Genomic DNA, 26969 nt, shown 5'->3' with positions numbered 1-26969 from the left:
ATTCCTTTGGCTGATTTGATCCGTGCGTAAGCGCTCTAAAGTGCCTCGCATGCCAAGAACGTGCAGCCAGAAAAGGGACCCCTATGTTGCAGACTCGCGTTATTGCTCCAGCCGAAGGCGCTTATCGATATCCGTTGCTGATCAAGCGGCTGCTGATGTCCGGCACGCGTTACGAGAAAACCCGCGAGATCATCTACCGTGACCAGTTGCGCTACAGCTACCCGACGCTGATCGAGCGAGTCGCACGGCTGGCCAACGTGTTGACCGAGGCCGGGGTCAAGGCCGGCGATACCGTGGCGGTGATGGACTGGGACAGCCATCGCTACCTGGAATGCATGTTCGCGATCCCGATGATCGGCGCGGTGATCCACACCATCAACGTGCGCCTGTCACCGGAACAGATCGTCTATACCATGAACCACGCCGACGACCGCTTCGTGCTGGTCAACAGCGAGTTCGTCGGTCTGTACCAGGCGATTGCCGGGCACCTGACCTCGGTGCAGAAGACCTTGTTGCTGACCGACCTGCCGGAAAAGACTGCCGAGTTGCCGAACCTGGTGGGCGAGTACGAACAGTTGCTGGCCGCTGCCCCCCCGACCTACGACTTCCAGGATTTCGACGAGAATTCCGTCGCCACCACGTTCTACACCACCGGCACCACGGGCAATCCCAAGGGTGTGTATTTCACCCATCGGCAGCTGGTGCTGCACACCATGGGCGTGGCGACGATCATGGGGGCCGTCGACAGCGTGCGGCTGTTGGGCACCAACGACGTGTACATGCCGATCACGCCGATGTTCCATGTCCATGCCTGGGGCCTGCCCTACGTGGCGACGATGCTCGGGCTCAAGCAGGTCTATCCCGGCCGTTACGATCCTGAATTCCTGATCCAGCTGTGGCGCAAGGAGAAGGTCACCTTTTCCCACTGCGTGCCGACCATCCTGCAAATGGTCCTCAATGCCAAAGGCGCCCAGGGCACCGACTTCGGTGGCTGGAAAATCGTCATCGGTGGCAGCGCCCTGAATCGCAGCCTGTACGACGCAGCCAAGGAACGGGGCATCCAGCTCACCGCCGCCTATGGCATGTCCGAGACCGGGCCGCTGGTGTCCTGCGCCCACCTCAACGAGGAGTTGATGGCCGGCAGCGAAGACGAGCGCACCACTTATCGGATCAAGGCCGGCGTGCCGGGGCCCCTGGTGGAGGCGGCGATTGTCGACAGCGAGGGACGTTTCCTTCCGGCCGACGGCGAGACCCAGGGCGAACTGGTGTTGCGTGCGCCTTGGCTCACCGAGGGTTACTACAACGAACCGCAGAAAGGCACCGAGCTGTGGGCCGGCGGCTGGCTGCACACCGGTGACGTCGCCACGCTGGATGGCATGGGATTCATCGATATCCGTGATCGCATCAAGGACGTGATCAAGACCGGCGGCGAATGGATCTCTTCCCTGGACCTGGAAGACCTCATCAGTCGTCACGCGGCGGTACGCGAAGTAGCAGTGGTCGGCATCCCCGATCCGCAGTGGGGCGAGCGGCCGTTTGCCTTGCTGGTGGTGCGCGAAGGGCACCAGATCGGGGCGCGTGAGCTCAAGGAACACCTCAAGCCGTTCGTCGAGCTGGGGCACCTGAGCAAGTGGGCGATCCCGAGCCAGATCGCCCTTGTTACCGAAATTCCCAAGACCAGCGTCGGCAAGCTCGACAAGAAGCGCATCCGCGTTGACATCACCGAATGGCAGAGCAACAACAGCGCCTTCCTGTCCACGCTTTAAGCTGTTCTTGCGTGCCCGAAAGGGCACGCAAACCCCACCAAGCAAGCGCTTGCCTTGTGAAACCACGAATTTCAGCCATCCTTGCCGTGCCGACACCTGTCGGCCTGGCGAAAGGACTGTTCCAGAGTGGTCGAGGGCTGCAAATCACACTTTAGAGGGATCAAGCCGTACTACCTGCTGGCTATAGTCCGCTCACGGATCTCCAGGAACGGGGCGCACGCACGAAAGGGCGATGCGACTTCCGCGGATGTCGGGACGCTGCCGCTCCCAGCCGTCGAAGTGTTCCTGGAATATTCACTGCCATAACAATAATGCACATGGAGTAGCGTCGATGACCTCAGCAACCACGTTCTGGCGCCGGGCAAAATTGCCTCTGGCGGTCAGTCTCGCCTCTTCGCTCGCCGGGCCTGCATTCGGCGTCAGTTTCAATATCGGTGAAATCGAAGCCCAGTTCGACTCGTCCCTGTCGGTCGGCGCGAGCTGGTCCACGGCCAAGCCCAACAGAGACCTGATCGGTGTCAACAATGGCGGCAAGGGCCTGTCCCAGACCTCCGATGATGGTCACTTGAACTTCAAGCGCGGGGAAACCTTCTCGAAGATCTTCAAGGGCATCCACGACCTGGAACTGAAATACGGCGATACCGGCGTGTTCGTGCGTGGCAAGTACTGGTACGACTTTGAACTCAAGGACGAAAACCGCCTGTACAAGGACATCAGCGACAGCAACCGCAAGGAAGGCGCCAAGTCTTCCGGCGGGCAGATTCTCGATGCGTTCGTCTACCACAACTACGCCATTGCCGATCAGCCGGGTTCGGTTCGCCTGGGCAAGCAGGTGGTCAGTTGGGGTGAAAGCACCTTCATCCAGGGCGGCATCAACTCCATCAACCCGGTCGACGTGTCCGCGTTCCGTCGCCCTGGCGCCGAGATCAAGGAAGGCCTGATCCCGGTCAACATGTTCTATGTGTCCCAGAGCCTGACCGATAACCTGTCGGCCGAGGCGTTCTACCAGATTGAATGGGATCAGACCGTTGTCGATAACTGCGGCACGTTCTTCTCCCAGCCGGATGTGATTGCCGATGGGTGTAACAATAACCTTCGGGTGTTGAACAAGCGTTCGACCATCCCGCTTCCGGGCGTGATCTTGCCAATACTGGAAGGCCAGGGCGTCAATATCAATGAGGAAGGCGTACTGGTACGTCGCGGCGCGGACCGCGACGCCCGCGACGGCGGCCAGTGGGGCGCATCGTTGAAATACATGTTCGAGCCGCTGGACACCGAGTTCGGTGCCTACTTCATGAACTATCACAGCCGTGCGCCGATTTTCAGCGCCCAGGGCGCTGCGCAGCAGTTCTACACGGCTGGGCCTATTGCCGCGTTGCGTCCGTTGATCGTGGCGGGTAACTCCAACTATTTTGTCGAGTATCCGGAAGACATCCGCCTCTATGGCCTGAGCTTCTCCACGACGCTGCCCACCGGCACGGCGTGGAGCGGTGAACTCAGCTACCGCCCGAATGCACCGGTGCAACTGAGCACCACGGACATTCTCTTCGCCGGTGTGACACCACTTCCAGGATTTGGCGATGCGTCAGTGCTCCAGGGCACGCCGGGCCAGGATCTGCACGGCTATCGTCGTAAAGAGATCACGCAGTTCCAAACCACCTTCACCCACTTCCTGGATCAGGTCATGGGCGCCAGCCGCCTGACCCTGGTGGGTGAAGTCGGGGTGACCCACGTCGGTGGGCTGGAAAGCAGATCCGACGCGCGCTATGGCCGTGACCCGGTGTTCGGTCCCGGCGAGTTGCCCAATGGCTTCTGTACTTCGCTCAACACCTCGACCGCCTCCGGCGGTGGTCAGACCCTCGGCAACGTGAACAGCAACTGCGACAACGATGGCTTCACCACCGCCACGTCCTGGGGCTATCGCGCTCGCGCCATCTGGGAATACCCGGACGTCTTCGCCGGGGTGAACCTCAAGCCCAACGTGGCCTGGTCTCACGACGTCAAAGGCTACTCGCCAGGCCCTGGCGGCAACTTCGAGGAAGGCCGCAAAGCCGTCAGCCTCGGGCTGGATGCCGAATACCAGAACACTTACAACGCCAGCCTGGCCTACACCAACTTCTTTGGTGGTGACTACAGCACCGTGGATGATCGCGATTTCCTGGCGCTCAGCGTCGGCGTGACTTTCTAAGCACCGTATTTCAGGACGACACACTATGAAAATAACAAAGAGTCTGTTGCAGGTCGGCGTACTGGGAGTCTCCCTGCTGGCCGCCAGCGTCATGGCCGCGGTGCCTGCCGCAGAAGCCGACAAACTGGGCAAGACCCTGACACCGATGGGCGCCGAGATGGCCGGTAACGCCGATGGTTCGATCTCGGCCTGGAAACCCATGGCCAAGAACGCCGGGTCCGTGGACAGCAAGGGCTTCCTTGCCGATCCGTACGCCAGTGAAAAACCGCTGTTCACCATCACCGCGCAGAACGTCGAGCAGTACAAGGACAAACTCGCGCCGGGCCAGTACGCGATGTTCAAGCGCTACCCGGAAACCTTCAAGATGCCGGTCTACCCGACCCATCGTGGCGCCACCGTGCCGGACGAGGTGTATGCCTCCATCAAGAAGAACGCGGTCAACACCAAGCTGGTGTCCGGCGGCAACGGCCTGGAAAACTTCGAGACGGCCATTCCGTTCCCGATCCCCCAGAGCGGCGTGGAAGTGATCTGGAACCACATCACTCGCTACCGCGGCGGCAGCGTGACGCGCCTGGTGACCCAGGCCACGCCTCAGCCCAATGGTTCGTACAGCCTGGTGTACTTCCGCGACCAGTTCGTGTTCCGCGACAAGATGAAGGATTTCGATCCGGCCAACCCTGGCAACATCCTGTTCTACTTCAAGCAGCAAGTCACCGCGCCGGCGCGCCTGGCCGGTGGCGTACTGCTGGTGCACGAGACCCTCGACCAAGTGAAGGAGCCGCGTTCGGCCTGGGTCTACAACGCCGGCCAGCGCCGTGTGCGCCGGGCGCCGCAAGTGTCCTATGACGGACCGGGTACCGCCGCCGACGGCCTGCGTACCTCCGACAACCTGGACATGTACAACGGTGCGCCGGACCGCTACGACTGGAAGCTGGAAGGCAAGAAAGAACTGTACATCGCCGCCAACAGCTACAAGATCGACTCGCCGCAACTCAAGTACGCCGACATCCTCAAGGCCGGCCACATCAACCAGGACCTGACCCGCTACGAGCTGCGTCGCGTCTGGCATGTGACCGCGACGCTGAAGGAAGGCCAGCGCCACATCTATGCCAAGCGTGATTTCTTCATCGACGAGGACACCTGGCAAGCGGCGGTGATCGACCATTACGACGGTCGCGGCCAACTGTGGCGCGTCGCCGAGGCCCATGCCGAGAACTACTACGACAAGCAAGTGCCGTGGTATGCCCTGGAAACCCTCTACGACCTGCAGTCCGGCCGCTACCTGGCCCTGGGCATGAAGAACGAAGAAAAATCGGCCTACGACTTCGGTTTCACCGCCAGCACCGCCGACTTCACCCCGAACGCACTGCGTCAGGATGGCATCCGCTAAACCGCTTTACCCGAGGCCGCATCCTCGAATAAACGCCCCGACTGGTTCGGGGCGTTTATTTTTATCCTGCACGCACCGCCCACTGTGGCGAGGGAGCTTGCTCCCGCTGGGTTGCAACGCAACCCCAACCCAGAGACCCCGTCATACCTGATGCAGCGCGATCTCGGTTCTAGGGCTGCTGCGCCCGAACGCGGACCGGCCCAGCGGGAGCAAGCTCCCTCGCCACGAAAAGCGGTCTCGGCGTTCTTCAAAGAAGAATCAGCCTGTCGTCTTTTTGTAGCCATTTGTAGCACTCCCTTCAATACCTCCTCGTTTACCGCTAGTCTGCGGACATCTGCTACGCCGCCATTCGCATTTCAAAAGAGCCGGCCATGACTGATTTGTCCTCACTTCCGGATACAGCCCGCGCAGCCATCGCGGCACAGGACGGGCGCTTTTATCGCCCGCCCTTGCCTGACGGCCATGTACTACGGCCGCGGTTGTGCGAGCGACTGAGGGCAGGGCTCGGCGGAAGGTTGCTGTTGGTGAGCGCGCCGGCGGGGTTCGGCAAAAGCTCTCTGGCGGTGGAGTTTTGCCAGAGCCTGCCGGCGCGTTGGCAAAGCCTCTGGCTGGGCCTCAGCGCCCGGGACAACGATCCGGGGCGCTTCCTCGAACGGTTGCTGGAAGGGCTTCAGGCGTTCTTTCCAGAACTGGGGCGTCGGGCGCTGGGGCTGTTGAAAATGCGCCAGCGGCATCAACCCTTTGCTTTTGAAGAATGGCTCGACGGCCTGCTGGATGAACTGTCGAGTCACTTGTCGCCCCGTGATCCTCTGCTGCTGGTGCTCGACGATTATCATCTGGCCCAGAGCCCGGTGCTGGATCGCTGCCTGCAATTTTTTCTCAATCACCTGCCCGAGGGGTTGTTGCTGCTGGTCACCAGCCGCCAGCGTCCGGATTGGCACCTGGCACGCCTGCGCCTGTCGCGGCAGCTGCTGGAGCTCAATGAGCAAGACCTGCGTCTGACCCATGACGAGGCCCTGACGCTGCTGCAGCACCACAGCAGTTCGTTGCGCGGCGAGGCCATGGAAAGCCTCATCCAGCGCAGCGAAGGCTGGGTCGCGGGGTTGCGCTTCTGGCTGCTGGCTGCCTCCGAAGCCGGTACAGAAGGCTTGCTGCCCCAGGCCTTGCACGGCGGGGAAGGGCTGATCCGTGATTACCTGCTCGAGGAAGTCATCGACTGCCTGCCGGCCGACGTGCAAGCGTTTCTCTATGACACCGCACCCCAGGATCGCTTTTGCAGCGAACTGTGCGACGCCGTGCGCGAAGCCCATGACAGCGCCGAGATCCTGGCTTATCTGGCGGCTCACCAGGTGTTTCTGGTGCCGCTGGACGAGCACGGCCACTGGTATCGCTACCATCACCTGTTCTCTGATCTATTGCGCAGTCGTCCCAGCGCACCGGCCATGGTCCCGGTCGCGACCTTGCATTTGCGGGCCTGTCGCTGGTTCAACGCCCAGGGCCTGATCGATGAAGCCGTGGAACAGGCGCTGCGGGCCGGGCATCTGGATGTGGCGGCGAACCTGGTGCAAAACCTTTCGGAAGAACAGCTACTGGCCGAGCAGAACGTCGGCATGTTGTTGCGCTGGAAAATGGACTTGCCCGACAGCTTGCTCATCAGCACCCCGCGGCTGATCGTGTTGTATAGCTGGGCGCTGGGGCTGGCCTGCCAGCTGGACGCCGCCGAAGAACTCGCCGCCCACTTGAGTCGATTCCTGCCGGCGCCTTCGGCTACCGCGCAGAAGTCCATGCTCGCCCAATGGCTGGCACTGAGCGGGATCGTCGCCCGTGGCCGTGGCAATCGCGAGGCCACCGTGCGCTATTGCACCGAAGCCCTGGAGAGCCTGCCACAGAAACGCTACGGCCAGCGGCTGATGTGCCTCTCGACACTGTCTAACCTGGCAATTGCCGACGGCGATCTGTGGCGTGCCCGCAACTTGAACCGCGATTCCCTGGAACTGGCGCAACGGGTGGGCAATCCGCTGTTCGAAGCCTTGGCGCATTATGATCGTGCCCGGGTCTTACAGGCGCGGGGCGAGATCCTGCGGGCGCTGGATGAAGTGCAGCAAGGCCTGCAACGGCTGCACAAGCTGTCGCCCCAGCGCCTGTACGCGGTGCGGGCGCGGTTGATTCTCTACGAAGGTTTCCTGTTGACCTTGCGCATGCAGCACCATGCCGGATTGGCGCGGTTGCAGGCGGGCCTCACCGAAGCCCGCGCCTGTCGCGACATCAGCGTGCTGATCGGCCACTGCGTGATCGCCCGTATCGAAGGCTACAGCGGCGAATTCGCCCGGGCCTTTGCCGAGCTGGCCGAAGCCGAGCGGCTGATGCACATCTGGGATGTTCCGCCGATCTATTATCTGGCGATGATCACCCTGGTCAAATGTGAACTCTGGCTCGCCCAGAGCCGCACCGACCTGGCCGAAGCCTGGCTGGCGCGCTTGGGCCAGACCTACACCGGCGAACGGGCTGCGGCACCGCCCGAGTTCCATCCGCAATTGCCGTTGCATGTGGAGCTGCAACAGGCCGTGCTCGAATCGATCCGGGGCCAGCCGATGCTTGCCGAGGGACGGCTCAACGCCTTGCTCGAACACGGCCAGCAGACCGGACGGCAGATGCTCAGCGTGATGGCGTTGAACCAGAAAGTCGCGCTGCTGCTGGGCGTCGGGCGCGAAGCCGAAGCCCGCCGTACCTTGATCCAGGCTTTCGAAGCGGCTGCTGGTGGAGTGTTGCAACCTTTCGAGTGGCTGTTGGGCGAGCAGCGTGAGTGGCTGCGCGAACAATTGCTACAAGCCCCGCCCAGCCAGTTGCGCGAAGATCTGCTTGAGCGCTTGCCTTCTGTGCTGGCGCAACCTTGCGAGCCATCGGTGCCTGTCGAAACCCTCAGCAGCCGCGAACGGGCGGTGTTGCAGTTGATTGCCCAAGGGTGTTCGAACCAGGAGATCAGCGAGCAGCTGTTTATCTCGCTGCACACCGTCAAGACCCACGCCAGCCACATCAATAGCAAGCTGGGTGTGGAGCGCCGTACCCAGGCGGTGGCGCGGGCGAAGGCGCTGGGGTTGTTGGGTTGACGATGGTTTCTGACCCAGCGAGGCCCTTGTGGCGAGGGAGCTCGCTCCCGCTGGGTTGCGCAGCAACCCCATGACGGCGAACATGTGGGCCTGATACATCGCGTCGTCAGGCTTTGGGGGCGCTGCGCACCCCAGCGGGAGCAAGCTCCCTCGCCACAAAAACCAGGCAAGTCAGCAGAGGTATGAGTCCTTGCTACCCCAATACAAAACCATCCAATCCCCCGTTGGCCAGTTGATCCTCGTCGCCCGGGATACTCGGCTGGCGGCCATTCTCTGGGAAAACGAGCGGCTCAATCGGGTACGCCTGGGGCCTCTGGAGGAAGACAACCAGCATCCGGTGCTCCTGGAAACCGAACGTCAGCTACTGGAGTATTTTGCCGGGCAGCGCAGCCGTTTCGAACTGGAGCTGGACTTCGCCGGCACTGATTTCCAGGTTCGGGTCTGGCAGGCACTGCTGACCATCCCCTTCGGCCAGACCCGCAGCTACCGCGACATCGCCATCCAGATCGGCCAACCAACAGCGGTTCGTGCGGTTGGCGCCGCCAATGGGCGCAACCCGATTTCGATCATCGCTCCTTGCCACCGCGTCATTGGCACCTCCGGCAGCCTCACCGGTTTCGCCGGCGGCCTGGCGGCCAAGCAATACCTACTGAGCCTCGAAGGGCAACAGACCCTGCAATTGGCCTTCTGACCCAAGCCCCGGTGGGAGCGAGTGGCCGCCGATATCGCGCCATGTACCGGTCCCCTGTGGGAGCGAGCCTGCTCGCGATAGCGGTGAGTCAGCTCGCCGGGATGTTGGATGTGCCGCCTTATCGCGAGCAGGCTCGCTCCCACAGTTTTACCGAGTGGCTGCCGATATCGCGCCATGCACTGGTCTCCTGTGGGAACGAGCCTGCTCGCGATAGCGGTGTGTCAGCTTGCAGGGATGTTGGATGTGCCGCCTTATCGCGAGCAGGCTCGTCCCATAAGGGCGCGGTGATTTTTCAGGGTTGGGATGGTTTGGGCGGCAACATCCGCGTCGCTGGTTTGCCGTCGGCGTTGTGTTGGTAGATCTGCGCCGGTTGGCCTTGTTCGTTGAAGAACACCTGGCCAATCCCCGCGCTGTTCCACAGGCGTTCGCCGGCTTCGGCGTGTTCCGGGGTGTGGGGGATGATGCGCATGCTGCGGCGTTTGGTGAACCAGTTCAATGGCGAGCGCGGGGAATAGAGCCAGCGGTTGAGGCGGTCGAACCATTCGAGCAATGCTGGCGGGAATTCGTTCTTGATGCCGCTGCTGGTGATCTGCCAGAGGCGCGGGCCGCCCTTGCGGTGTGGGATCAGCACTTCATAGACGAAGGAATAATGCACATCCCCTGACAGCACCACGTAATTACCCGGTGTCCGCGAGTGTCGGAAAATGTTCAGGATGACCTGGGCCGCGCCGCGATGGGCCATCCAATTCTCCGCATCCACCAGCAGGGGATAGCCGCACCAGCTGAACGCGCGCTGCACGGTCTCGATCAGCTTCACCCCGAAGATCGGCGCCGGCGAAACGATGATCGCCGACGGATGATCCAACAATTGCTGCTGCAGTTCGCTCAGGGCTTCCCAATCCAGCAGGCCGGAAGGTTGCTTGAGGTTGTTCTCGCTGCGCCAGCGGCGGGTGCGGGTGTCGAGCACCACCAGGGCCGGGCTGCTCGGCAGCACGTAATGCCACTGCTGAAACCCCAGCAGCGAGTCGATCAGTTGGTCTTGCGGTGCGCTGTCGAGGTAGCGATCCCGGGCCGTTTCGCTCAATGCCCGGGTCTGCTCGATCACGCCAGTGAAGGCGTCCGGGTTGTTGCCCCAGCCTTGGCAAAGCATGTAGGCAATCAGGGCGTTGCCGATGATGCGCTTGGAGAATGGATGGCCGTAGGCCGTTTCTTCCCACTGGGCGGATAGATTCCAGTCATCGGTGATGTCGTGATCGTCAAAGATCATCAGGCACGACAAGTGTGCAAATACCCGCGCCACGCCGCTCAGACCGGTCTTGAACGCGTTGATGCGTTGCTGTTCCAGGTCGTAGCGCTGGCGTCGCTCGGCGGTCAATTCCGGCGGCTGCACATCAATCAGCGTCCACGGTACCGGCGACCACACCAGCAGGTACATTGCCATGACCTCGGCGAACGTCACCAGGTGGTTATCGGCGCTGCTGCTGGTGAAAATCGGCTTACGCGCACCGCCAAAAAAACGCTCGCGCAGGGTTTCGTTGCTCTCAAGTGCCGGTAGTAAATCGGCGCGATGGTAGTAGCTGGCCGGGTGCTGATACAGCCTGGCGCTGTCTTCCACCACCGCGCCGTCCAAACGTTCCTCGAACAGACCCAGGCGTTCGATCAACGCATGGATTGCCCGTAACATGGGGCCTGCGACATCGTCGGCATACACTTGGTCGCCGCTCATCATCAGCAGTGCCGGTCGTTGTTCCGGGGCCTGAGCCAGCAGCCGGTCGACGCAGAGCAGGCCGTCGTTGGCCGGGTAATGGGGTTTGCGGCAAGAACCGTGGACCAGTTGTTCGATGCGCGAATGCAGCATGAAGCTGGGGTGCTGCGTCTCTTTGTACAACAGATGCGGCGCCCAGTCGGCGATGGACGCAGCGTCCACTCGCAGGTCGTAGCCGATCGTCACATCCCGGGGCAAGGGTGTGTCGAGTTGCACATCGATCAGATGCACAAATGCCTGCTGCCCCACCGGCACCACGGTGCAGCGCGTCGTATCCAGCACAATGTCGCCCACACCTTCGATCCACAGCGTCAGCGCCAACGGCCGCGTGCCCACCAGCCACATCACCAGTCGCGCAGGTTCCAGCCGCCGCAACAACGGGCCGACCAGGACGGGGGGCAGGGCAGGGGTGGTGTCGGGTGTGGACGGCAGCATTTGCGGGTAAAGCTCTGTTCAGGAGGAGGCGGGGATCATAGCGCAATGAGCTTTGTCGCTGGGGGTTGGGCGCTGGGGTGTAGCTGCTTTTGTGGCAAGGGGGTTTATCCCCTCGCCACAGGGTTCAGGTCAGACAGTTGATTCAATGTCATCCGCTCAATCACTGGGCGGTGTTGGACGCCTCGGCAGCCTTGATCAGGTCCGGCCCGATCGCCTGTTCAAACTTCGCCCATACCGGCTTCATCTTGTCGCGCCAGGCGTTGCGCTCTTCAGGTGTGAGTTCGATGATTTCAGTGGTCTTGGCATCCAGGACCCGTTGCCGGTCCTTCTGGTTCAAGCGCAGCGCTTCATTGTTCGCATGGGCAGTGGACTCGACCACGATTTTTTCCAGCTCGGTGCGGATGTCCGGCGGCAGGCCGTTCCAGAAGTCCGAAGTGGTGATCAGCATGTAGTCGAGGATGCCGTGGTTGGTCTCGGTGACGTATTTCTGCACTTCATGGAGCTTCTGGTCGTAAAAGTTCGAATAAGGATTCTCCGTACCGTTGACTACACCGGTTCGCAGGGCCTGGTACACCACCGAGAAATTCATTGGTTGCGCCTTGGCCCCCACGGCGTTGAACTGCTGCTCCAGCACCGCGGACGCCTGGATTCGAAAGTTCAAGCCGTGGGCGTCCTCGGGTTTGCGCAGGGGCCGGTTGGCCGATAACTGCTTCATGCCGTTGTGCCAATAAGCCAGGCCGGTGATGTTCTTGCTCTCCATGGACTTGAGCAGCTTCTGCCCTTCGGGCCCCTGCTGGAAACGGTCCACTGCGCCAATGTCATCAAACAGAAACGGCAGGTCGAACAACTGGGCCGTCCTGGTGTATTGGTCGAACTTGGCCAGCGACCGCGCGATGATCTGCACATCTCCCAGCAACAACGCCTCCATCTCCTTGTCATCGCTATACAGGGTCGAGTTCGGATACACCTCGACCTTCACGCGTCCCGGCAGTCGTTCTTCCACCAGCTTCTTGAACATCAGCGCACCCTGGCCCTTGGGCGTCTGTTCACCGACCACGTGGGAGAACTTGATGACAATCGGCTCAGCCGCCAGGGCACTGCCCAGTGCACTCAAGGCCAGCAGGCAGGCGAACGTTTGGCACAGGTATCTAAGCATCGCGAGGTCCTTTTTCATCCTTGTCGAGCGCGCGGGTGTTTCACCGGCGATACAGCAGCAAGTCTAGGAGAGAAACCCCGTGTCCATTGTTTTTGTGCCCGCCACCCATCCCCATTGTGGGAGCGAGCGTGCTCGCGATGGCAGTGGCACACCCAACATCACCGATCCAGGCAGACCGCTATCGCGAGCAGGCTCGCTCCCACAGGGGCTTCTTTTTGCAGGGCCGGCCAAGAGTGTTCAGGCCTCCACCGTCGGGCCCTTCAACTCGATCTGGTTACCATCCGGATCGAAACAATAGATCGACCAGCCATTACCCTGTGCGCCATATCGCATCTGTGCTTTCTCGGCACTCAGGCCGTTCGACGCCAGGTGAGCCAGAATGGCTTGTTCATCAAACGGTTCAACGCGCAGGCAGAAGTGGTCGACATTGCGCCCCTGCCCACCGGCTGCCGGTCCGCCCAGGCGGCCCAGCGGCCCTTCGACAGCCACCAGGTCAATCATCGACGCGCCGGTGCCGAGGTGGATCATGCCTAGGTCATCCCGCCGTTTCTTCAGCTCGCAGCCGAGTACCGAGGTGTAGAACGCCAGGCTGCGCTCGATGTCTTTCACCCGCAGAACAATGTGGTCAATCTGTTGGATGGAGAAGTTACGCATACAGGCCTCCTGTCTTCATGCCGCCAGCGCCAGAGGGGGCTTCAATTAACCGATAGCGCGGATGTGTCATGTCGCGTGTCATGGTGCCCATTCCCACCAGGTGTTATAGCCGAAAGTTTCCAACAACTGTCAACTCTGACAGGCGTCGTGACATCTACCTTGCCCTATGCTCGGCCAGGCCGGGACCAGATCGACAGGTAGCTCTGCTGACGATTGCAATTCGAGCAACTGACCCATGATATTTATAGATGGCGAGTTAAGTGAGATTGAAGAGCGTGTACTGATCGTACTGGAAAGATTCGTGCGACTCGATGCGTTGGGCGCGCCTGCACCTGTCTTGCACGATGGGCGCTGGAGGTACTTCGGCGTGGACGATTTTTATAAGGCAATCGAAGAGGAGTTTGAAATCGAAATTCCGGATTTCGACAGGCAGGATATATCTACCGGGCAAGCGTTAGCCGCTTATTTATATGCCCGCAAGCATTGCAACTGAGCTTCGCCTCGGACTCACTGGATCAACCGATCACCCACGGCGCCCCCCCACCATGAAAATTTTCCGGCAGCAGGTCCCTCATTCGAAATTCAGGATCTCAACGCCCTTGCCTTCGACCATCTCCCCAAACCCCGGCAACCGCGCCACGAACTCGGTCTCGAACGCCAGGTACCGATCCTGCGCCGGCAGGTAACGGATCTGCGGCTTGATCCGGGCGATGTCCTTGCTCGACAGCTTCAGCACTTCATGGCTGTGCTGATTCCAGAACCACGCCAGGGTATGGGCGCCGAAGGTGTGGGTCTGGTAATTCCACACCCACCAATCGCCATGCCCGCGGGCGACGTGGAGCTGCCCGTGGAAGGTGCGCATGGTGATCACTTGCTTGGGTTGGGTGACGAGCAGGCGGGTGTCCTGGCGCACATCGCTGCCGAAGCCGTCGAGCAGGGCCTTGGTCGTGGCGCCGGTGACGAAGTTGAAGCGCCAAGCCAGCAGTACGGTTTCCCGAAAGCCCGGATGCTCCAGGTTCTGGCGCCCGTCTTCACTGAACAACAGGACCTCATCGCCCCCCAGGTACGCGCTGGAGGCCCTGAGCTTGAAACCGTCCACCGGTAACGGCTTGGCAACCACAGTCTGGTGCGGTGGGTCCATGGACCAGATCCAGCACAGCGTGCCGTTGTCCTGCATGAAGAGCAAACGGCGCGGACCGATGGGCAGCAGCGTCAGGTCGGACGGGTGCTCGAAAATGACTTCACTGGAATCCGCGGTGATCCGCCAGATCCGAGTTTTATGCTCTGGTTGGTAGATGACCTGGCGCTCGAAGACTTCCCCGTCCACCACCACGCAGGGCTGGTCGAACTCAGGCCACTGCATCTGCGCCGGGCCGAACGCCTGGATCTCATCGCCCTGACGCCGTTCGTAGCGATAGCGGTCATCGCAACTGTAGGCCCCGGATTTGACTCGTCGTCGCCACAGGCTTCCCTCGGGGTTGGCGTCGACCAGCGCCAGGTCCGCGCCGTCCACGCCATCGGTGCGCTGTTCGAGCATGTCCTGTTCAGCGGGCGGCCACTGGTTGTAGTCGATCAGGAAGCACAGCCACTGTTCGTCATCCTGCTCGGTTACCGCGGCCCAGCCGTTGCGGTAGTTCAATTCATGCACATAGGTGGGGCCAGGATAGTCATGGACGTCCTGTAGCCAATTGAGTTTTTTGCGTTTGGACTTGGCCGGCTTTCGCTCGGTGGCGGCAGGCTTCGCCGGCTCGAACAACAGCGCCGTGTACCCGCTGCCCTGCGTCTGCCAATACCGGGCGAACGCCTCGCGCTGATCGAGCGGAACGATTACCGGCCGATAATCATCGCCGCCGGCATCCAGGTTCCACAGATCGAAACCGTCCCGCGCCAACACGGCCGCCAATGCCTGGAAACAGACCTCGGGCATTTCATTGGATAGCTCATCCAGCAACGCCTCGAACGCCGCGCCGCTGAACGCCCCGAGGCCGGGGTAGTAATGCTGCAACAACCCAAGCAAGTCAGCGCCTGGCGTCTTCCAATCGATATGGACCAACGGATCGAACTTCGACTGCATGACGCGTGCCTTCCCTGTGATTTCCCAAGCTGCGCCATCTTAGCCGCACAGCAGAAAAATTTTCGCCAGTCACGTCACAACAAACACCACCCACTTCAGGCGAACACTGAACCCGTGGCGAGGGAGCTTGCTCCCGCTGGGCCGGTCCGCGTTCGGGCGAAGCAGCCCCAACCGGCCCACCTCACATCTTGGAAAACCCTGACAGATAACAAACCGGCGAACTCCCCTCCGCCCGCTTCTCCACCTCATCCTCCAACCACTGCGCCAACACCACGGCATTATTCTCAACAGTCGATCCGGCCGCATAAACCAGCGTCAGATTCCCATCCCGAGCTACATCCACCAGCCGCCACCAGAGCTCAGGCCGCGCCGCCAGCTCCCGCTGATAAGCCGCCCTGAACGCGTCGAAGGAAACCGCCCCCGCCTTGAACGCCTTGCGCAATTCATGGGAAGGCGCCACTTCCGGCAGCCACTCAGTTATCACCAACGCGTCCTTGCGACAGTTACGCGGCCACAAGCGGTCAACCAGGATACGGACGCCATCCTCGGCGCCAGCGGCTTCATAGGCGCGTTTGCACTGGATCATCAAGGCCTGCCATTCGTAAGGGACCGCTTGAGTCTAGGTCGATAGTGCACGGGCGACCAGGGTCGATCCGGTGTCTTCAAGTCTTCGCATGACCTGCCGCTATGGGTATAACGATTAATACCGATCCACCGACGAGCTTTGCGATACTTTTGCTTTCGGGCGATGACTTGGCAGCGGACACGATAAGAGAACGTAGCGAATGGACGACGGACGATACGAAGGGCGGGAAGCCGTGGCGGCAGGCGCAACGGCGTTGTCCGGACCGCAGCCGCATATTCTGCTTATCGACGATGTGCCGGAGGATATCCGCGCCACGCTCGTCCTGCTCAAGACGCAACCCTGGCGCATCTCCCTGGCCAGCGATGCCCACCAAGGTTATCAGCGCGCCCTGGCGTTGCGTCCGGATCTGATCGTGCTGGATGTGCACATGCCGCACATGGACGGTTTCAGCCTCTGCCGTTTGCTGCGCGAGGCGCCCGCGACCCGACACACGCCGATCCTATTTCTGTCCTCGGCCAATAGCACCTTCGAGCGTCTGGAAGGGCTGTCCGTGGGCGGCGTCGATTACATCCCCAAATCCTGCGCGCCGGAGGAAGTGCTGGCGCGTATCAGGATCCACCTGCAATTGACCTGGCGCACACCGCCAGCCAGCCAGGACAACACAGCCCAACCGGAGCCGGAAGGCGACGAGATCGTGTTGCGCGCTGCGATGCGATTGATTGAAAACCAGCTCGACGAGACACCCTCCCTGGCGCAACTGGCGCACAAGGTCGGCACCCACGAAAAACGCCTGTCGCGGATATTTCGCGAGCACCTGGGCCTGACCGTCTTCGCCTACATCCGCGATGCCCGGTTGCGACGCGGCCAGGCCTTGCTGGCCGACAGCGCCATGAGCGTGCAAGACGTCGCCGAGCTGATCGGCTTTCGCAACGCCTGCAACTTCACCACCGCTTTTCGCCAACGAATCGGCATGACGCCCAGCCAGTTTCGCCAGCAGACCTTGGGTGTTGCCGATGCAGAGTCGGCCGGGCGCGCCTGATGCGGCTGCTACAGGTTCTGTTGTTGGCGATGGCATTGCTGCCTGCGAGCCTGTTACGGGCAGCGCCTGTGGACATCTGCCAGTCTGAGCAACTGGACTTGATGCCTGCGGTACAGATCATCGAAGACATCCCGGCAACGTTGAACGTGGAAGCGGTCGCTCAGTTGCCCGAGACGCGATTCACCCCAGCCACCGAAGAATGGCCGGCCCAAGGCTATAGCCGCTCGGCTTTCTGGTTGAAGCTGCAACTTTCCAACCCAAGCGATGCGGCCTGTTCGCGCCTGTTGGTGATCGGCGCGCCGCGCCTGGAAGACCTGCGCGTCTATCGATACACCGACGGCCGCTGGCGTGAAGCCCATGCCGGCGGTGCCCATCCCTTGGCCGAATGGCCCCAGCCGCCAGCGCGTCAGCCGGCGTTCCCGGTTACTCTGGCGGCAGGGCAGAGCAGCACTTTGTTCGTACGCGTGACGAGCAGCTTCCAGCTGTTGCTGGAGCCGCAGCTGTGGTCCGAACCGGCCTTGCTGCGGGCGCAGCAGCAGACGTACCTGAGCGACGGACTCACCCTGGGTATTGTTCTGCTGGTTGTGCCGTTCGGGCTGATCGTCGGCGGGATCCTGCGCTCGCGTTTGCTGACCGTGAATGCGGGCGCGGTTCTGAGCTATATCCTGCTGACCTGCCTGGTGAACGGCTACCTGATCTATTGGCCCGCGGCACTCGGCTGGACGCGAGAGCTGCTGGCCTGCGCGAGCGTGATCTCATTCATCCTGTTCCTTGCCTACATGCGCGTGTTGCTACAGGTTGCCCGGCTGCCCAATGTCATCGGCTGGAGCTATTGGCTGCCGCTGTTGGGATGCGCCGTCGGCCGGTTCTGGTGGTTGCAGGTCGATCCGGTCCAGGGTGCGCGGTTCATCCAGTTGTCGCTCCTGAGTTTCTACGCCGTGCTGCTCGCTACGTTGTTCATGGCCTGGCGCAAACGGCTGAGCTACAACTGGATGGCCTGGCTGGTGCCGGGGTTGTTGCTGGGGCAATTGCTGATGCGCTATTTCTTCCCGCAGGAGCAATTGCCCTGGCAGTCGCCGCAAAGCAAACACAGCCTATCCTCGACCCTGCCGGGCGTGGCGCTGCTGGTGTGCACCTTGATCATGGAGGTCAGCCGCAGTCGCCAGCGGGAAAGGCAGGCGCTGTCCACCCTCGACCAACAACGCCAGGCCGAGCACGAGCGCCTGGAGAGCACCGTCACGCTGCGCACGGCGCAGTTGCGTGAATCCCTGGAGGCCCGCAGTGCGCTGATGGCCCGCATCAGCCACGACCTGCGCTCGCCCCTGGTGCGCATTATCGACTATGCGCGGCTGTTGCAGGGGGCGCCGAACCGCGACTATCAGGCCACCATCGAGCGCAATGCCCGCCAGCAACTGGAATTGATCGACGAGATGCTCGAATTCTCCCGTGGCGAGCTGGAGCAAATGCAATTGGGCCTCGCGCCGGGTTATTTGTACGGATTTCTCAAGGAGATCGCCGAGGAGGCCGGTTTCCTCGCCGCACGGCAGGGCAACACGTTTGAATCCTCTGTGGCCGACGACCTGCCGGCGCTGGTGGAAGCCGATTTCAAACGCCTGCGGCAGATCCTCATGAACCTGTTGGCGAACGCGGCGAAGTTCACCCGAGACGGGCAGATCCGCTTTGAAGTGAGCGGTACCTCTGGGGACAGTCCTGAGACCGTCGAACTGTGCTTCAGCGTCGTCGACACTGGCATCGGCATCGATCCGCAAGAATTCGAACGGCTGCTGCAACCGTTCCAGCGTGGGCGCAATGCGCAACGCTACGAAGGCAGCGGGCTGGGATTGTCGATCGTCACGCAGCTGCTGGAACGTATGGGCAGTCGCCTGGAACCACAAGCCACCGAGCAGGGCGGCAGCCGCTTCAGTTTTCGTCTGCAACTCAAATGCGCCCAGGAACACGACTTGGAAAACGGCATCGTCGACAATCATGCCGCGCCGCTTGATGGGCAGGGCAAGCACGTGCTGCTGGTGGACGATGTCGAGCAGAACAGCGAATGGCTTTACGACCTGCTGGCCGGCTATGGCTTTGACGTAAGCATCGCGGCCAACGGTGAAGAGGCCTTGGCCTGCCTGGCAGAGCAGCCGGTCGACCTGTTGATCAGCGACCAGATGATGCCCGGCATGGACGGCTGGGAACTGCTGCGCCAGGTGCGCGAGGGCTGGGGCGATCTGCCGGTGATGCTCTATTCGGCATTACCGGCGCGCCGGCCACAGGAATATCCGCAGCACCTGACATTCGACGCCGTGTTGCTCAAGCCCGCCGACAGCCGCGAGCTGCTGGCCTGGGTCAAGACGCTGATTTGCCCGGACCCGGTGCATCGTCCGATGGCGCGGGAGCACTAGCATGCGCGCTTCGGGACACCGGCTGCTGTTGCTTGGCAGCCTCTCGGCACTGCCTTGGGCGTCGGTCGGTGCCGAGCAAGCGCCGGCGCCCAGCGCCATCGTCCTCGATGCCACCACGGTGACCGCCCGACGCCGCGAGGAAGATCCGCAACAGGTGCCGATCCCGATCAACGTCCTCTACGGCGAGCAACTGGACGAGGCCGGTTTGCATACGCTGCAAGACATCCAGCAACGCGTGCCCGGCCTAGTGGTCTCCGGTCACGACGCCCGTTACGCCGGCTTCGGCCTGCGCGGTTTCGGCGCGACCGCTTATAACGATGGCCTGGAAGGCAGTGTCGGTACTTACGTCGATGGTGTTTACCAGGCGCGCCAAGGCATGGCCTTCACCGAGTTGATGAACATCGAACGCATCGAAGTGCTGCGCGGGCCTCAGGGCACTTTGTTCGGCAAGAACACCACTGCCGGCGCGCTGAACATCGTCACCCGCTCACCGACGTTCCAGCCCGAGGCCGGCCTTGAGGCCAGCTACGGCGAGCGCGGTTTGCGTGAGTATCGCGGGACGATTTCCGGGGCACTGCGCGACGACGTCCTGGCCGGACGGCTGAATGTCTTCGACCGCTCAGAGGATGGGCAAGTGGAAAATCTTGAAGACGGCTCCCGACTCGGTGACGCCGACAGCCAAGGCCTGCGCGGGCAGTTGCTGTGGACCCCGAATACGGATTTCACCGCGCGGCTGATCGCTGACCATGCTCGGCAGAACGAAGCCGGCAACGTCCTGCTGGTCAATCACTACAGCCAGCAAACCCGCAAGCGCGCTCAGTTCCTCGGCTATCCACTGACGCAGCCTGATCCGTACCAACGCGAGATCCGCGTCGACGCACCGGGGCGTCCGCAAACCTTGCAGAACGGTGTCTCGTTGGAATTGAACTGGGACCTGAACCAGGCGCTGCGCTTGACCAGCATCACCGCCTATCGCAACTGGGACTACCGCGCCACTCGCGACGCAGACAGCACGGCGCTGTCGGTCGCCCAGTCCGAGACCGAGCTGGGGCACCGGCAGTTCAGCCAGGAATGGCGGCTGTCCGGCACGGCCGGCTCATCCATCGATTATGTCGTCGGGCTCTACTATCTGCGTCAGCAACTGGATCGGGACATCGACGTCCAATTCGGTAACGACGCTGCGGCCTGGTTCGTCGGCGATCAGTTGCAGCAACTGCAAAAACTCTACGGCATCACCTTCACTGACCCCAGGCAAGTGCCGGCGCAATTATTGGACGGCGCCCGGCAACACTACGACGGCCAGCAGAAGGGCGACAGCCGGGCGATTTTCGGTCAGCTTTCCTGGCGCCCGGTCGACCCGCTGGAGCTGACCGGCGGCCTGCGCTACAGCCAGGAGCGCAAGGACGGCTGGGTCTCGCGCGACGTCAGTAACCTTGCGCCGCTGGACGGTTTGCCTCCGATCTTCCAGGCCGGTGGACACGTGCTGCGCGACATCGCTCTCGGCGGTGGTTATTACCGCGAGGATTCGATCGAAGAACACAACCTCTCCAGCCTACTCAGCGCCAGCTATCGCTTCAGCGAGACGGTGATGGGCTACGTCAGCTGGTCGCGGGGCTACAAGGCCGGCGGCATCAACTTCGACGTGGTCGGTCCGTTTGCTGCGCCCACCTTCGAGCCGGAGCGCGCCACGTCGTTGGAACTGGGCCTGAAGACACGCTTCTGGGATGAGCGTGCGATGCTCGACCTCGCCGTCTACCAGACTGACGTCGATAACTACCAGGCACTCACTTACAGCCCGCCGACCTCGATGTTCGCGCCACCGCTGCGGGATAACCTGATCAATGTCGGCAAGGTCCGCCTGCGCGGGATCGAATTGGATTCGGCCTGGCAACTTTCTTCGCGGCTCACCGGGCGCCTCGGCCTGGCCTGGAGCGATGCGCGCTATCGCAGCTTCTCCAACGCACCCTGCCCGCCGGAGACCGGCCAATGGACCTGCGACCTCAGCGGCGAGCGCCTCTACAACGCCCCGCAATGGAACCTCAGCAGCGGCCTGGACCACACCCATCCGCTGGCGAACGGGTTAGAGGTGTACAGCGGCGTCGACTACAGCTTCAGGACCGGTTACTACGGCACCCTCGAAGGCGGCGAAGGCAGCTATCAACCGAGCTACGGCCTCACCAACCTGCGCCTGGGCCTGCGCAGCCAGGACCATGGCTGGGAAGTGGAAGGCTGGGTGCGCAACGCCTTCGACCGGCATTACATCACCGCCGTCTACTCATTGCTGGGCGCTGGCGACTACGGCGTGATGACTGGCAGCGAAAGAACCCTCGGCACCACCCTCAGGCTTCGTTATTAAGCGAAATAAAACGCGTCGGACAGAACGCCAGGCGATTACCGCCAGCCTTTTTCGACAGGTACATGGCCTTGTCCGCCTTGCTGATCAGCCCATCGATTTCCTCACCGTGCTCGGGATAAAACGCCACCCCGATACTCGCGGCAATCTCCACCGTCTGCGCGCCAATCAGGATCGGTGCATTGGCCGCTTGCAGCATGCGCTTGAGCAACGGCTCGCACTCCTCAACTTCCTGCAAACCCACCAGCGCGGCCACGAACTCATCGCCACCGAGCCGCGCCAGTGTGTCGCGCTCACGCAGCGTCGCATTGATCCGCGTCGCGACAATCTGCAACACCCGATCCCCCCAGTCATGGCCGTAACTGTCGTTGAGCGCCTTGAACCCATCGAGGTCAATAAACGCGATGGCGACTTTCTGCTGATGGATGCGCGCCGTGCTCAATGCCTGGCGCATCCGCTCGGCCAACAGCAGCCGATTGGGCAACTGCGTCAGCGCATCAAAACGAGCATCGCGTTCCAGCAACTGAAGCCGTTGCTTCATCTGCGTCATGTCGCTGAACAACACCACGTAATGCTGAACATTGCCGTGACGGTCGTGCACCGCACTGATGCTGATGCGCGACGTCATCTCCCGGCCATCCTTGTGGCTGCTCTGGATTTCACCGGACCAATGGCCATGGAAATCCAGCGCATTCCTCATCGGCCCATAAAAAGCCGCGAGCCGCCGCACCATGCGATGGGAATTCAAATCCCGGCCCACCACCTCGTCCTGCCCGTAACCGGTAAGCCGCGTAAACGCCTCGTTCGCGCTGATGACCCGACCGTAAGCGTCCACCAGAACAACCCCCTCCCGCGCATGACTGAACACCGTCGCCGCCAACTCCGGGCAAACCCCGCTACCGCGTCGCTCCAGCGCGTCCACGTCACGGGTGGCCGGCAGCGTCCTGGAATCAAAGCCCTGCTGCGCCAGGTAACCTGCCAGGAACGAAAAAACCCGGTGCAGGTGGGTCAGCGCATTTGTTGCAAGCCTGGAATCGAAGCAATAGCTACGGATGAAGGTGCGTAGGTTCATTTGGGTTTATGTGAGGCTGGCGGGTAAGGGGAATGCAAGCGAAGGGGGATTATCGCTGGGCGAATTCGGCAGGGGCTTTGCTGGAGCGGATGGGAGCTTTGCGGGAGGGGATGGAGGGAAAAGATTTTTGCTGACGGGGATGAGCGCGCTAGCCAGGGCTACCCAAGAGCTAAAGGAAAAACACAACCCCCGTGGCGAGGGAGCTTGCTCCCGCTGGGCTGCGCAGCAGCCCCACAGTCACCCCAGCGTAGTTCATCGAAGGATCTATTCTAGACAGACGATTTGAATAATTCGGTTACCACCATTAAATGTTGTGCGAGTCCACTCTTCTATCGTCCTTATCTGGTGCGGTAACAGATCGTAGACAAAGCAAGAATCCTCAGGCGTTGTCCAGCCCATGAGAGCAGCCAACTGATCCACGTAGACGCTCGGAATTTCCACGGTCTGTATTAATTCTTCCGTTGTCATGTCAAAAATTTCAACGATGGGCTTCACTTTTCTACCCTCCTTGTTGGGTCAGCGGGCTTTGTTTGTTCGCCGGTTATCGGGTCGTGCTCACCAAGGTGCTTTCCTTGTTTGGTATATAGCTCTACAGCACCGTGTTGTGAGTCCCACTCATAGATTCTTCCGGAGCGATCAGGAACAAATCGATCTGATTGACGCAAGAAGGGCTTGAGCGAGGGCGGGAGATTGCCGATCGGTGTTTGGGAAGGGGAGTTAAGGCTGACCTGGACCTAAAGGAAAACACCATCCCCGTGGCGAGGGAGCTTGCTCCCGCTGGGCTGCGCAGCAGCCCCACATCGCAAAAGCGAAAAATGGATTAAATGATTAGGTCAGTTTCACCACTTGGTTCGGTGTCGAAATGCAATCTGATAGTCGAATTTTTCTGGATCGATTGGATGATCAAAGAAGGGCTGGAGTATAGGTATCCATCGAGCAAGCACATCAAAGCCTCCGTCATATATTTCTGGTTCGCTTTCCAGATCCAGCTCAGAGATTATCGACAAGTCATCCTCCATGTCCTTCGAATACTCTTTGCCTCCAGCCAGTTCGGTTTTTTTGTCGTACCAATCCAATCTAAGCTTCAAACTCGTTGAAGTCCTCGCAAATAATTTTTAATGCTGCTGTCTTTGTTTTTTAGACGCAGGGAAGGGGGTGTGCATTGAGTGGATGTCGTGTATCTACCAACTGTCTCGATAATCGACGGAGGCCTGATATATGTAGGTGGCTCAATTAATTGAATACTTAAAATAAGATTGGAGGATTTCTATCCATTATTTGGGGCGTTAAAGCCTCCGCTATTTAGGTTGTTTTCATGTCACCCTCCCGAAAACTCCTCAGAAACTAAGGGGCCGGTTTGCATTGAGAGCAAGTCGGTGCTGGTGCCGATGAAATATTCCAGCCCGCTTCAGCGTTATTCAAGGCAAACAATTTGAATGATGCGATTGTCGCCACTTAATAAGGTGTGAGTCCATTTCTCTAATGTTTCTATTTGGTCCGGCAAAAGATCATAGCCATCATATTGATCTTCAGGCTGTGTCCAGCCCATCAAGTCCGCTAGCTGTGCTGAATACGACTGTGGAATTTCTACACTCAGTAACAACTCTTCGGACATCCTGTCGAAAATTTCGATAACGTGCTTCATTTTTCTACCCTCCTTGCTGGGTCTGCGGGTTTTGTTTGTTCACCCGTTTCCGGATCAAACTCCCCGAGGTGTTTACCTTGTTTTGTGTACAGCTCTACAGCACCGTGTTGTGAATCCCATTCATAAATTTTTCCTGAGCGATCCTTCCATCGTCGGCGTTTTTTTCCTCCTCCACGTACAGCAGTTTTTAATGGGGCAGACGTTACGTCTGGAAACGCCGGAAGCGTCGACGGAGCAGGGTAATACTTATGATCCCCCGGAACACTCAAAACCACATAAACCGGCCGAACCCCCGAATCCGCCGGAAACACCAGAATAAAATCCCTGTACTCCGGCGGATAAATCGGGTCGACGATGATGCTGTCAGCCATCGGTGTCGGCGGATAAATCCATACGGGCGGCGCCTGGGGCGCGGCCTCCAGGGCAGGGATGCCAAGGGTGTCGGAAGGATCGGTGGCCGGCGTCCAGATCAGTTCGACGCCATCACCCAGATCGGCAATGAACTGGTCGGCTCGCGGAGTGAACTGCACAACGTCGACCATCTCCCAGCCGCGGTTCTGCCCGGTGTAGAAACCGTAACCCTTGAGACTGCCATCGGCCTGCTGCTCGATGCTCAGGCGCATGCGGCTGCGGGCCTGCTTGAGGTGACGTAGCTGATCCTCGCTGTAGAGCGCGCTGTCACCCAGGCTGGCGGGCCAGAGCAGGGCAACGATGCCCGTCAGCAGAGCTGCGCCGACGGTGCCGCTGGCAGCGGCAGCCGTAGACGTTGCCGAACCACCCAGCGCTAACCTGCCCAACGTAACGGGAACGGTATTCGCGCCGATCCGCTTGAGGGGCACCGCGCCGGAAGGGTCGGCACTGCGCCCGCCGAGCCACATGAGTTCGCCATACTGCTTGATCAGATCCGCCGGGACATAGCCGTTGGGGTTGGCGTAATCGATGATGCCGTTGGGGAGCTTGCAGCTCTTGGCAAACACGCATCCGGTTACCTCGGGTAGCGGTTTGTTATCCACCGTGGCCCAGCGCGCTTGTTCATAGGCAGCTTGCCGGGCGAGCATGGACTCATAGTCCCGCTGTCGAGTTTCGCGCTCGGCCAGTTCACTGGCGGTCATGTCCCTGTACGTGACGTGATGCCCATCGCCGGCGGGTGGGTTTCGGACCTGGGGGATGTCTTGTTTGCGTGTCACAGCGTTGTGAGTCTCGTCCGATAAAGGCAAGGACAGACGCTAACGCGGGAGCTCAAGAGAAGGTTGTAGGAGGTTTCCTGGAATGGCTGGTCCGTTTTCGCTAAATGCAGGACGGGACGGAGAGTGAAGGCCCTAAGTACCCACCACTGGGTTTATTGATTGACGGGCCTCGTCATCCTTCGGCCAGCACAACACGGCCAAACCTGGCGTTCTTATCTTGCGGTGTAATCGCCAACAACCGATCGAGGCGGATCTCCTGACGACCATCAGCACTCTGCACTTCAAGAAACTCTTCTCGCGTAGGAGAAGTGCGCGTGGTGATTGCACGGGCTGTCAGACGTTGGCCATCAGTCAGCTCGATGTCCAGCGCATAGCCGTATAGGCAGGCAATTTCCAGGTAATCATGCAGGTCGCAATTCAAGGGTTTGTAGGTATCCATTTCATGCCTCGCAACGGTACAGCCTGGGAGTGGGAGTCGCCCTGCCGGGCGACGGCTTCGACGGTTCGGACAGGAGGCATCCATGTAGCCTCCTGTCCGACCGCGAGGGGAGCGTGCAGCGCTCTGCTTGGATCAGAGCAATTGTTTCAACATAGTCGTCAGTTGGCTGTTTCGCGCCGCATCAAGCGGAAACACCGGTAGGCGCGGATCGCCGACCTCCAGCCCTAGGGTGCGCAAACCGGCCTTGATCGTGGCCGGTAAGCCGCCCTTGAGGATGAAGTCCAGCAGCGGCAACTGACGATAGAACAACGTCCGGGCCTGGTTCAGGTCGTTGGCGAGAACGGCTGCGTAGAGATCGAGGTTGAGCTGCGGGATCAGGTTCGGCGCCGCAGTGCACCAGCCCTTCGCGCCGGCCGCGAAGGCTTCCAGCGCCAGCGGATTGCAACCGTTGTAGAACGGCACCTGGCCCTCGCCCAGCAATTGCAGCTTGTGCATGCGCTGGATGTCGCCAGTGCTCTCCTTGACCATGGTGACGTTTTCCACCGCGTTGAAAATCCGCAGGATCAGTTCCACCGACATATCGATGCCGCTGGTGGCGGGGTTGTTGTAAAGCATGATGGGCAGGTCGATGCTGGCGCCGATGGCCTGGTAGTGCGCGAGGATTTCCGCCTCGCTCAGTTTCCAGTAAGAGGCTGGCAATACCATCACCGCATCGGCGCCTTTCGCTTGGGCAAAACGCGCGCGGCGGATCGCCTTGGCGGTGGTCAGGTCAGACACGCTGACCACGGTCGGCACCCTGCCGGCAACGCGAGCGATGCTGAATTCGCTGACCTGGTCCCACTCCGCGTCGCTCAAGTAGGCGCCTTCACCGGTACTGCCCAAGGGCGCGATGGCATGAACGCCACTGTCGATCAAACGGTCGATGGACTGGCCCAGCGCGTCCAGGTCGAGGCTCTGGCCGTCGGCGGAAAAGGGCGTGATGGTGTAACCGATGATGCCGTGGATGCTAGGGGTAGACAT

The 26969-nt window shown here is 60.8% G+C and carries 21 protein-coding genes and 1 pseudogene; 9 read left to right on the top strand and 13 right to left on the bottom strand.

The window, feature by feature from the left end:
- The first annotated feature begins 83 nt into the window (after nt 1-83).
- From ACLEJR_RS08335 to ACLEJR_RS08315, 5 genes are all read left to right on the top strand, one after another.
- Nucleotides 84-1766, top strand: a complete 1683-nt coding sequence (locus tag ACLEJR_RS08335) for a fatty acid--CoA ligase (RefSeq protein ID WP_440813239.1) — start codon at nt 84-86, stop codon at nt 1764-1766.
- Nucleotides 1767-2097: 331 nt separating this feature from the next.
- Nucleotides 2098-3954 carry a DUF1302 domain-containing protein gene (locus ACLEJR_RS08330; RefSeq protein ID WP_440791487.1) on the top strand — a complete coding sequence of 619 codons (1857 nt, stop codon included), beginning with the start codon at nt 2098-2100 and terminating at the stop codon, nt 3952-3954.
- Nucleotides 3955-3979: 25 nt separating this feature from the next.
- The gene (locus ACLEJR_RS08325; RefSeq protein ID WP_440791485.1) at nt 3980-5344 is read left to right on the top strand and encodes a DUF1329 domain-containing protein; all 1365 of its coding nucleotides are present in this window, start codon (nt 3980-3982) and stop codon (nt 5342-5344) included.
- 371 nt (nt 5345-5715) lie between these two features.
- Nucleotides 5716-8451, top strand: coding sequence for a LuxR C-terminal-related transcriptional regulator (locus ACLEJR_RS08320; protein ID WP_440813237.1), 2736 nt, complete (start codon nt 5716-5718; stop codon nt 8449-8451).
- 190 nt (nt 8452-8641) lie between these two features.
- On the top strand, nt 8642-9142 hold the full coding sequence (locus tag ACLEJR_RS08315; protein WP_440791482.1) for a methylated-DNA--[protein]-cysteine S-methyltransferase: 501 nt from the start codon (nt 8642-8644) through the stop codon (nt 9140-9142).
- A 292-nt stretch (nt 9143-9434) separates the two neighbouring features.
- Here ACLEJR_RS08315 and ACLEJR_RS08310 read toward each other — a convergent pair whose 3' ends face one another.
- The 3 genes from ACLEJR_RS08310 to ACLEJR_RS08300 form a co-directional block, all read right to left on the bottom strand.
- Nucleotides 9435-11342, bottom strand: a complete 1908-nt coding sequence (locus ACLEJR_RS08310) for an alkaline phosphatase D family protein (protein WP_440813235.1) — start codon at nt 11340-11342, stop codon at nt 9435-9437.
- A gap of 160 nt (nt 11343-11502) precedes the next feature.
- On the bottom strand, nt 11503-12498 hold the full coding sequence (locus ACLEJR_RS08305) for a TRAP transporter substrate-binding protein (RefSeq protein ID WP_440813233.1): 996 nt from the start codon (nt 12496-12498) through the stop codon (nt 11503-11505).
- A 237-nt stretch (nt 12499-12735) separates the two neighbouring features.
- The gene (locus ACLEJR_RS08300) at nt 12736-13152 is read right to left on the bottom strand and encodes a VOC family protein (RefSeq protein WP_440813231.1); all 417 of its coding nucleotides are present in this window, start codon (nt 13150-13152) and stop codon (nt 12736-12738) included.
- A gap of 235 nt (nt 13153-13387) precedes the next feature.
- On the opposite strand from ACLEJR_RS08300, the gene ACLEJR_RS08295 reads away from it, so the two are divergent.
- Nucleotides 13388-13645 carry a hypothetical protein gene (locus tag ACLEJR_RS08295; RefSeq protein WP_440813230.1) on the top strand — a complete coding sequence of 86 codons (258 nt, stop codon included), beginning with the start codon at nt 13388-13390 and terminating at the stop codon, nt 13643-13645.
- 78 nt (nt 13646-13723) lie between these two features.
- On the opposite strand, the gene ACLEJR_RS08290 is transcribed toward ACLEJR_RS08295, so the two are convergent.
- Both ACLEJR_RS08290 and ACLEJR_RS08285 read right to left on the bottom strand, forming a co-directional pair.
- On the bottom strand, nt 13724-15226 hold the full coding sequence (locus tag ACLEJR_RS08290) for a DUF6630 family protein (RefSeq protein WP_440813228.1): 1503 nt from the start codon (nt 15224-15226) through the stop codon (nt 13724-13726).
- Nucleotides 15227-15407: 181 nt separating this feature from the next.
- Nucleotides 15408-15812 (bottom strand): DUF488 domain-containing protein, encoded by a 405-nt coding sequence (locus tag ACLEJR_RS08285; RefSeq protein ID WP_440813227.1) that lies wholly within the window; start codon nt 15810-15812, stop codon nt 15408-15410.
- Nucleotides 15813-16011: 199 nt separating this feature from the next.
- On the opposite strand from ACLEJR_RS08285, the gene ACLEJR_RS08280 reads away from it, so the two are divergent.
- Genes ACLEJR_RS08280 through ACLEJR_RS08270 form a run of 3 tightly spaced genes read left to right on the top strand, consistent with a single transcriptional unit; the run spans nt 16012 to nt 21609 of the window.
- Nucleotides 16012-16851: a response regulator transcription factor gene (locus tag ACLEJR_RS08280; RefSeq protein ID WP_440813226.1), complete on the top strand. Its 840-nt coding sequence runs from the start codon at nt 16012-16014 to the stop codon at nt 16849-16851.
- Nucleotides 16851-19253 (top strand): hybrid sensor histidine kinase/response regulator, encoded by a 2403-nt coding sequence (locus ACLEJR_RS08275; protein WP_440813223.1) that lies wholly within the window; start codon nt 16851-16853, stop codon nt 19251-19253. Before ACLEJR_RS08280 ends, ACLEJR_RS08275 begins: the two co-directional genes overlap by 1 nt.
- Before the next feature lies 1 nt (nt 19254).
- Nucleotides 19255-21609 carry a TonB-dependent receptor gene (locus tag ACLEJR_RS08270; protein WP_440813221.1) on the top strand — a complete coding sequence of 785 codons (2355 nt, stop codon included), beginning with the start codon at nt 19255-19257 and terminating at the stop codon, nt 21607-21609.
- Here the strand turns inward: ACLEJR_RS08270 and ACLEJR_RS08265 are convergent.
- From ACLEJR_RS08265 to ACLEJR_RS08230, 8 genes and pseudogenes are all read right to left on the bottom strand, one after another.
- On the bottom strand, nt 21593-22678 hold the full coding sequence (locus ACLEJR_RS08265; protein ID WP_440813218.1) for a diguanylate cyclase domain-containing protein: 1086 nt from the start codon (nt 22676-22678) through the stop codon (nt 21593-21595). The genes ACLEJR_RS08270 and ACLEJR_RS08265 overlap by 17 nt on opposite strands.
- Nucleotides 22679-22942: 264 nt before the next feature.
- The gene (locus ACLEJR_RS08260) at nt 22943-23173 is read right to left on the bottom strand and encodes a DUF7683 domain-containing protein (RefSeq protein ID WP_440813216.1); all 231 of its coding nucleotides are present in this window, start codon (nt 23171-23173) and stop codon (nt 22943-22945) included.
- Nucleotides 23170-23316: pseudogene (locus ACLEJR_RS08255) on the bottom strand (colicin E3/pyocin S6 family cytotoxin); the annotation flags it as partial. The gene ACLEJR_RS08260 and the pseudogene ACLEJR_RS08255, both read right to left, overlap by 4 nt.
- A 201-nt stretch (nt 23317-23517) precedes the next feature.
- Complete coding sequence (locus tag ACLEJR_RS08250; protein ID WP_440813214.1) at nt 23518-23754, bottom strand: colicin E3-like toxin immunity protein; 237 nt, start codon at nt 23752-23754, stop codon at nt 23518-23520.
- A gap of 338 nt (nt 23755-24092) precedes the next feature.
- The gene (locus ACLEJR_RS08245; protein WP_440813213.1) at nt 24093-24323 is read right to left on the bottom strand and encodes a DUF7683 domain-containing protein; all 231 of its coding nucleotides are present in this window, start codon (nt 24321-24323) and stop codon (nt 24093-24095) included.
- The gene (locus tag ACLEJR_RS08240) at nt 24320-25510 is read right to left on the bottom strand and encodes a colicin E3/pyocin S6 family cytotoxin (RefSeq protein ID WP_440813212.1); all 1191 of its coding nucleotides are present in this window, start codon (nt 25508-25510) and stop codon (nt 24320-24322) included. The genes ACLEJR_RS08245 and ACLEJR_RS08240 overlap by 4 nt, the downstream gene beginning before the upstream one ends.
- 172 nt (nt 25511-25682) lie before the next feature.
- Nucleotides 25683-25949: a Rho-binding antiterminator gene (locus ACLEJR_RS08235; RefSeq protein ID WP_440813210.1), complete on the bottom strand. Its 267-nt coding sequence runs from the start codon at nt 25947-25949 to the stop codon at nt 25683-25685.
- A gap of 132 nt (nt 25950-26081) precedes the next feature.
- On the bottom strand, nt 26082-26969 hold the full coding sequence (locus tag ACLEJR_RS08230) for a dihydrodipicolinate synthase family protein (protein WP_440791456.1): 888 nt from the start codon (nt 26967-26969) through the stop codon (nt 26082-26084).

It is taken from the genome of Pseudomonas sp. SMN5 (genome assembly GCF_052041925.1).
Taxonomy (GTDB): domain Bacteria; phylum Pseudomonadota; class Gammaproteobacteria; order Pseudomonadales; family Pseudomonadaceae; genus Aquipseudomonas.
The sequence above is the reverse complement of the archived record's forward strand: the minus strand, read 5'-3'. Positions and strand labels throughout refer to the sequence as shown.

Excerpts from the sequence above, each read along its gene's own strand:
- ACLEJR_RS08335 (WP_440813239.1), top strand. The coding sequence starts at position 84 with ATGTTGCAGACTCGCGTTATTGCTCCAGCCGAAGGCGCTTATCGATAT.
- ACLEJR_RS08330 (WP_440791487.1), top strand. The coding sequence starts at position 2,098 with ATGACCTCAGCAACCACGTTCTGGCGCCGGGCAAAATTGCCTCTGGCG.
- ACLEJR_RS08325 (WP_440791485.1), top strand. The coding sequence starts at position 3,980 with ATGAAAATAACAAAGAGTCTGTTGCAGGTCGGCGTACTGGGAGTCTCC.
- ACLEJR_RS08320 (WP_440813237.1), top strand. The coding sequence starts at position 5,716 with ATGACTGATTTGTCCTCACTTCCGGATACAGCCCGCGCAGCCATCGCG.
- ACLEJR_RS08310 (WP_440813235.1), bottom strand. The coding sequence starts at position 11,342 with ATGCTGCCGTCCACACCCGACACCACCCCTGCCCTGCCCCCCGTCCTG.
- ACLEJR_RS08305 (WP_440813233.1), bottom strand. The coding sequence starts at position 12,498 with ATGCTTAGATACCTGTGCCAAACGTTCGCCTGCCTGCTGGCCTTGAGT.
- ACLEJR_RS08300 (WP_440813231.1), bottom strand. The coding sequence starts at position 13,152 with ATGCGTAACTTCTCCATCCAACAGATTGACCACATTGTTCTGCGGGTG.
- ACLEJR_RS08295 (WP_440813230.1), top strand. The coding sequence starts at position 13,388 with ATGATATTTATAGATGGCGAGTTAAGTGAGATTGAAGAGCGTGTACTG.
- ACLEJR_RS08290 (WP_440813228.1), bottom strand. The coding sequence starts at position 15,226 with ATGCAGTCGAAGTTCGATCCGTTGGTCCATATCGATTGGAAGACGCCA.
- ACLEJR_RS08285 (WP_440813227.1), bottom strand. The coding sequence starts at position 15,812 with ATGATCCAGTGCAAACGCGCCTATGAAGCCGCTGGCGCCGAGGATGGC.
- ACLEJR_RS08280 (WP_440813226.1), top strand. The coding sequence starts at position 16,012 with ATGGACGACGGACGATACGAAGGGCGGGAAGCCGTGGCGGCAGGCGCA.
- ACLEJR_RS08275 (WP_440813223.1), top strand. The coding sequence starts at position 16,851 with ATGCGGCTGCTACAGGTTCTGTTGTTGGCGATGGCATTGCTGCCTGCG.
- ACLEJR_RS08270 (WP_440813221.1), top strand. The coding sequence starts at position 19,255 with ATGCGCGCTTCGGGACACCGGCTGCTGTTGCTTGGCAGCCTCTCGGCA.
- ACLEJR_RS08265 (WP_440813218.1), bottom strand. The coding sequence starts at position 22,678 with ATGAACCTACGCACCTTCATCCGTAGCTATTGCTTCGATTCCAGGCTT.
- ACLEJR_RS08245 (WP_440813213.1), bottom strand. The coding sequence starts at position 24,323 with ATGAAGCACGTTATCGAAATTTTCGACAGGATGTCCGAAGAGTTGTTA.
- ACLEJR_RS08235 (WP_440813210.1), bottom strand. The coding sequence starts at position 25,949 with ATGGATACCTACAAACCCTTGAATTGCGACCTGCATGATTACCTGGAA.
- ACLEJR_RS08230 (WP_440791456.1), bottom strand. The coding sequence starts at position 26,969 with ATGTCTACCCCTAGCATCCACGGCATCATCGGTTACACCATCACGCCC.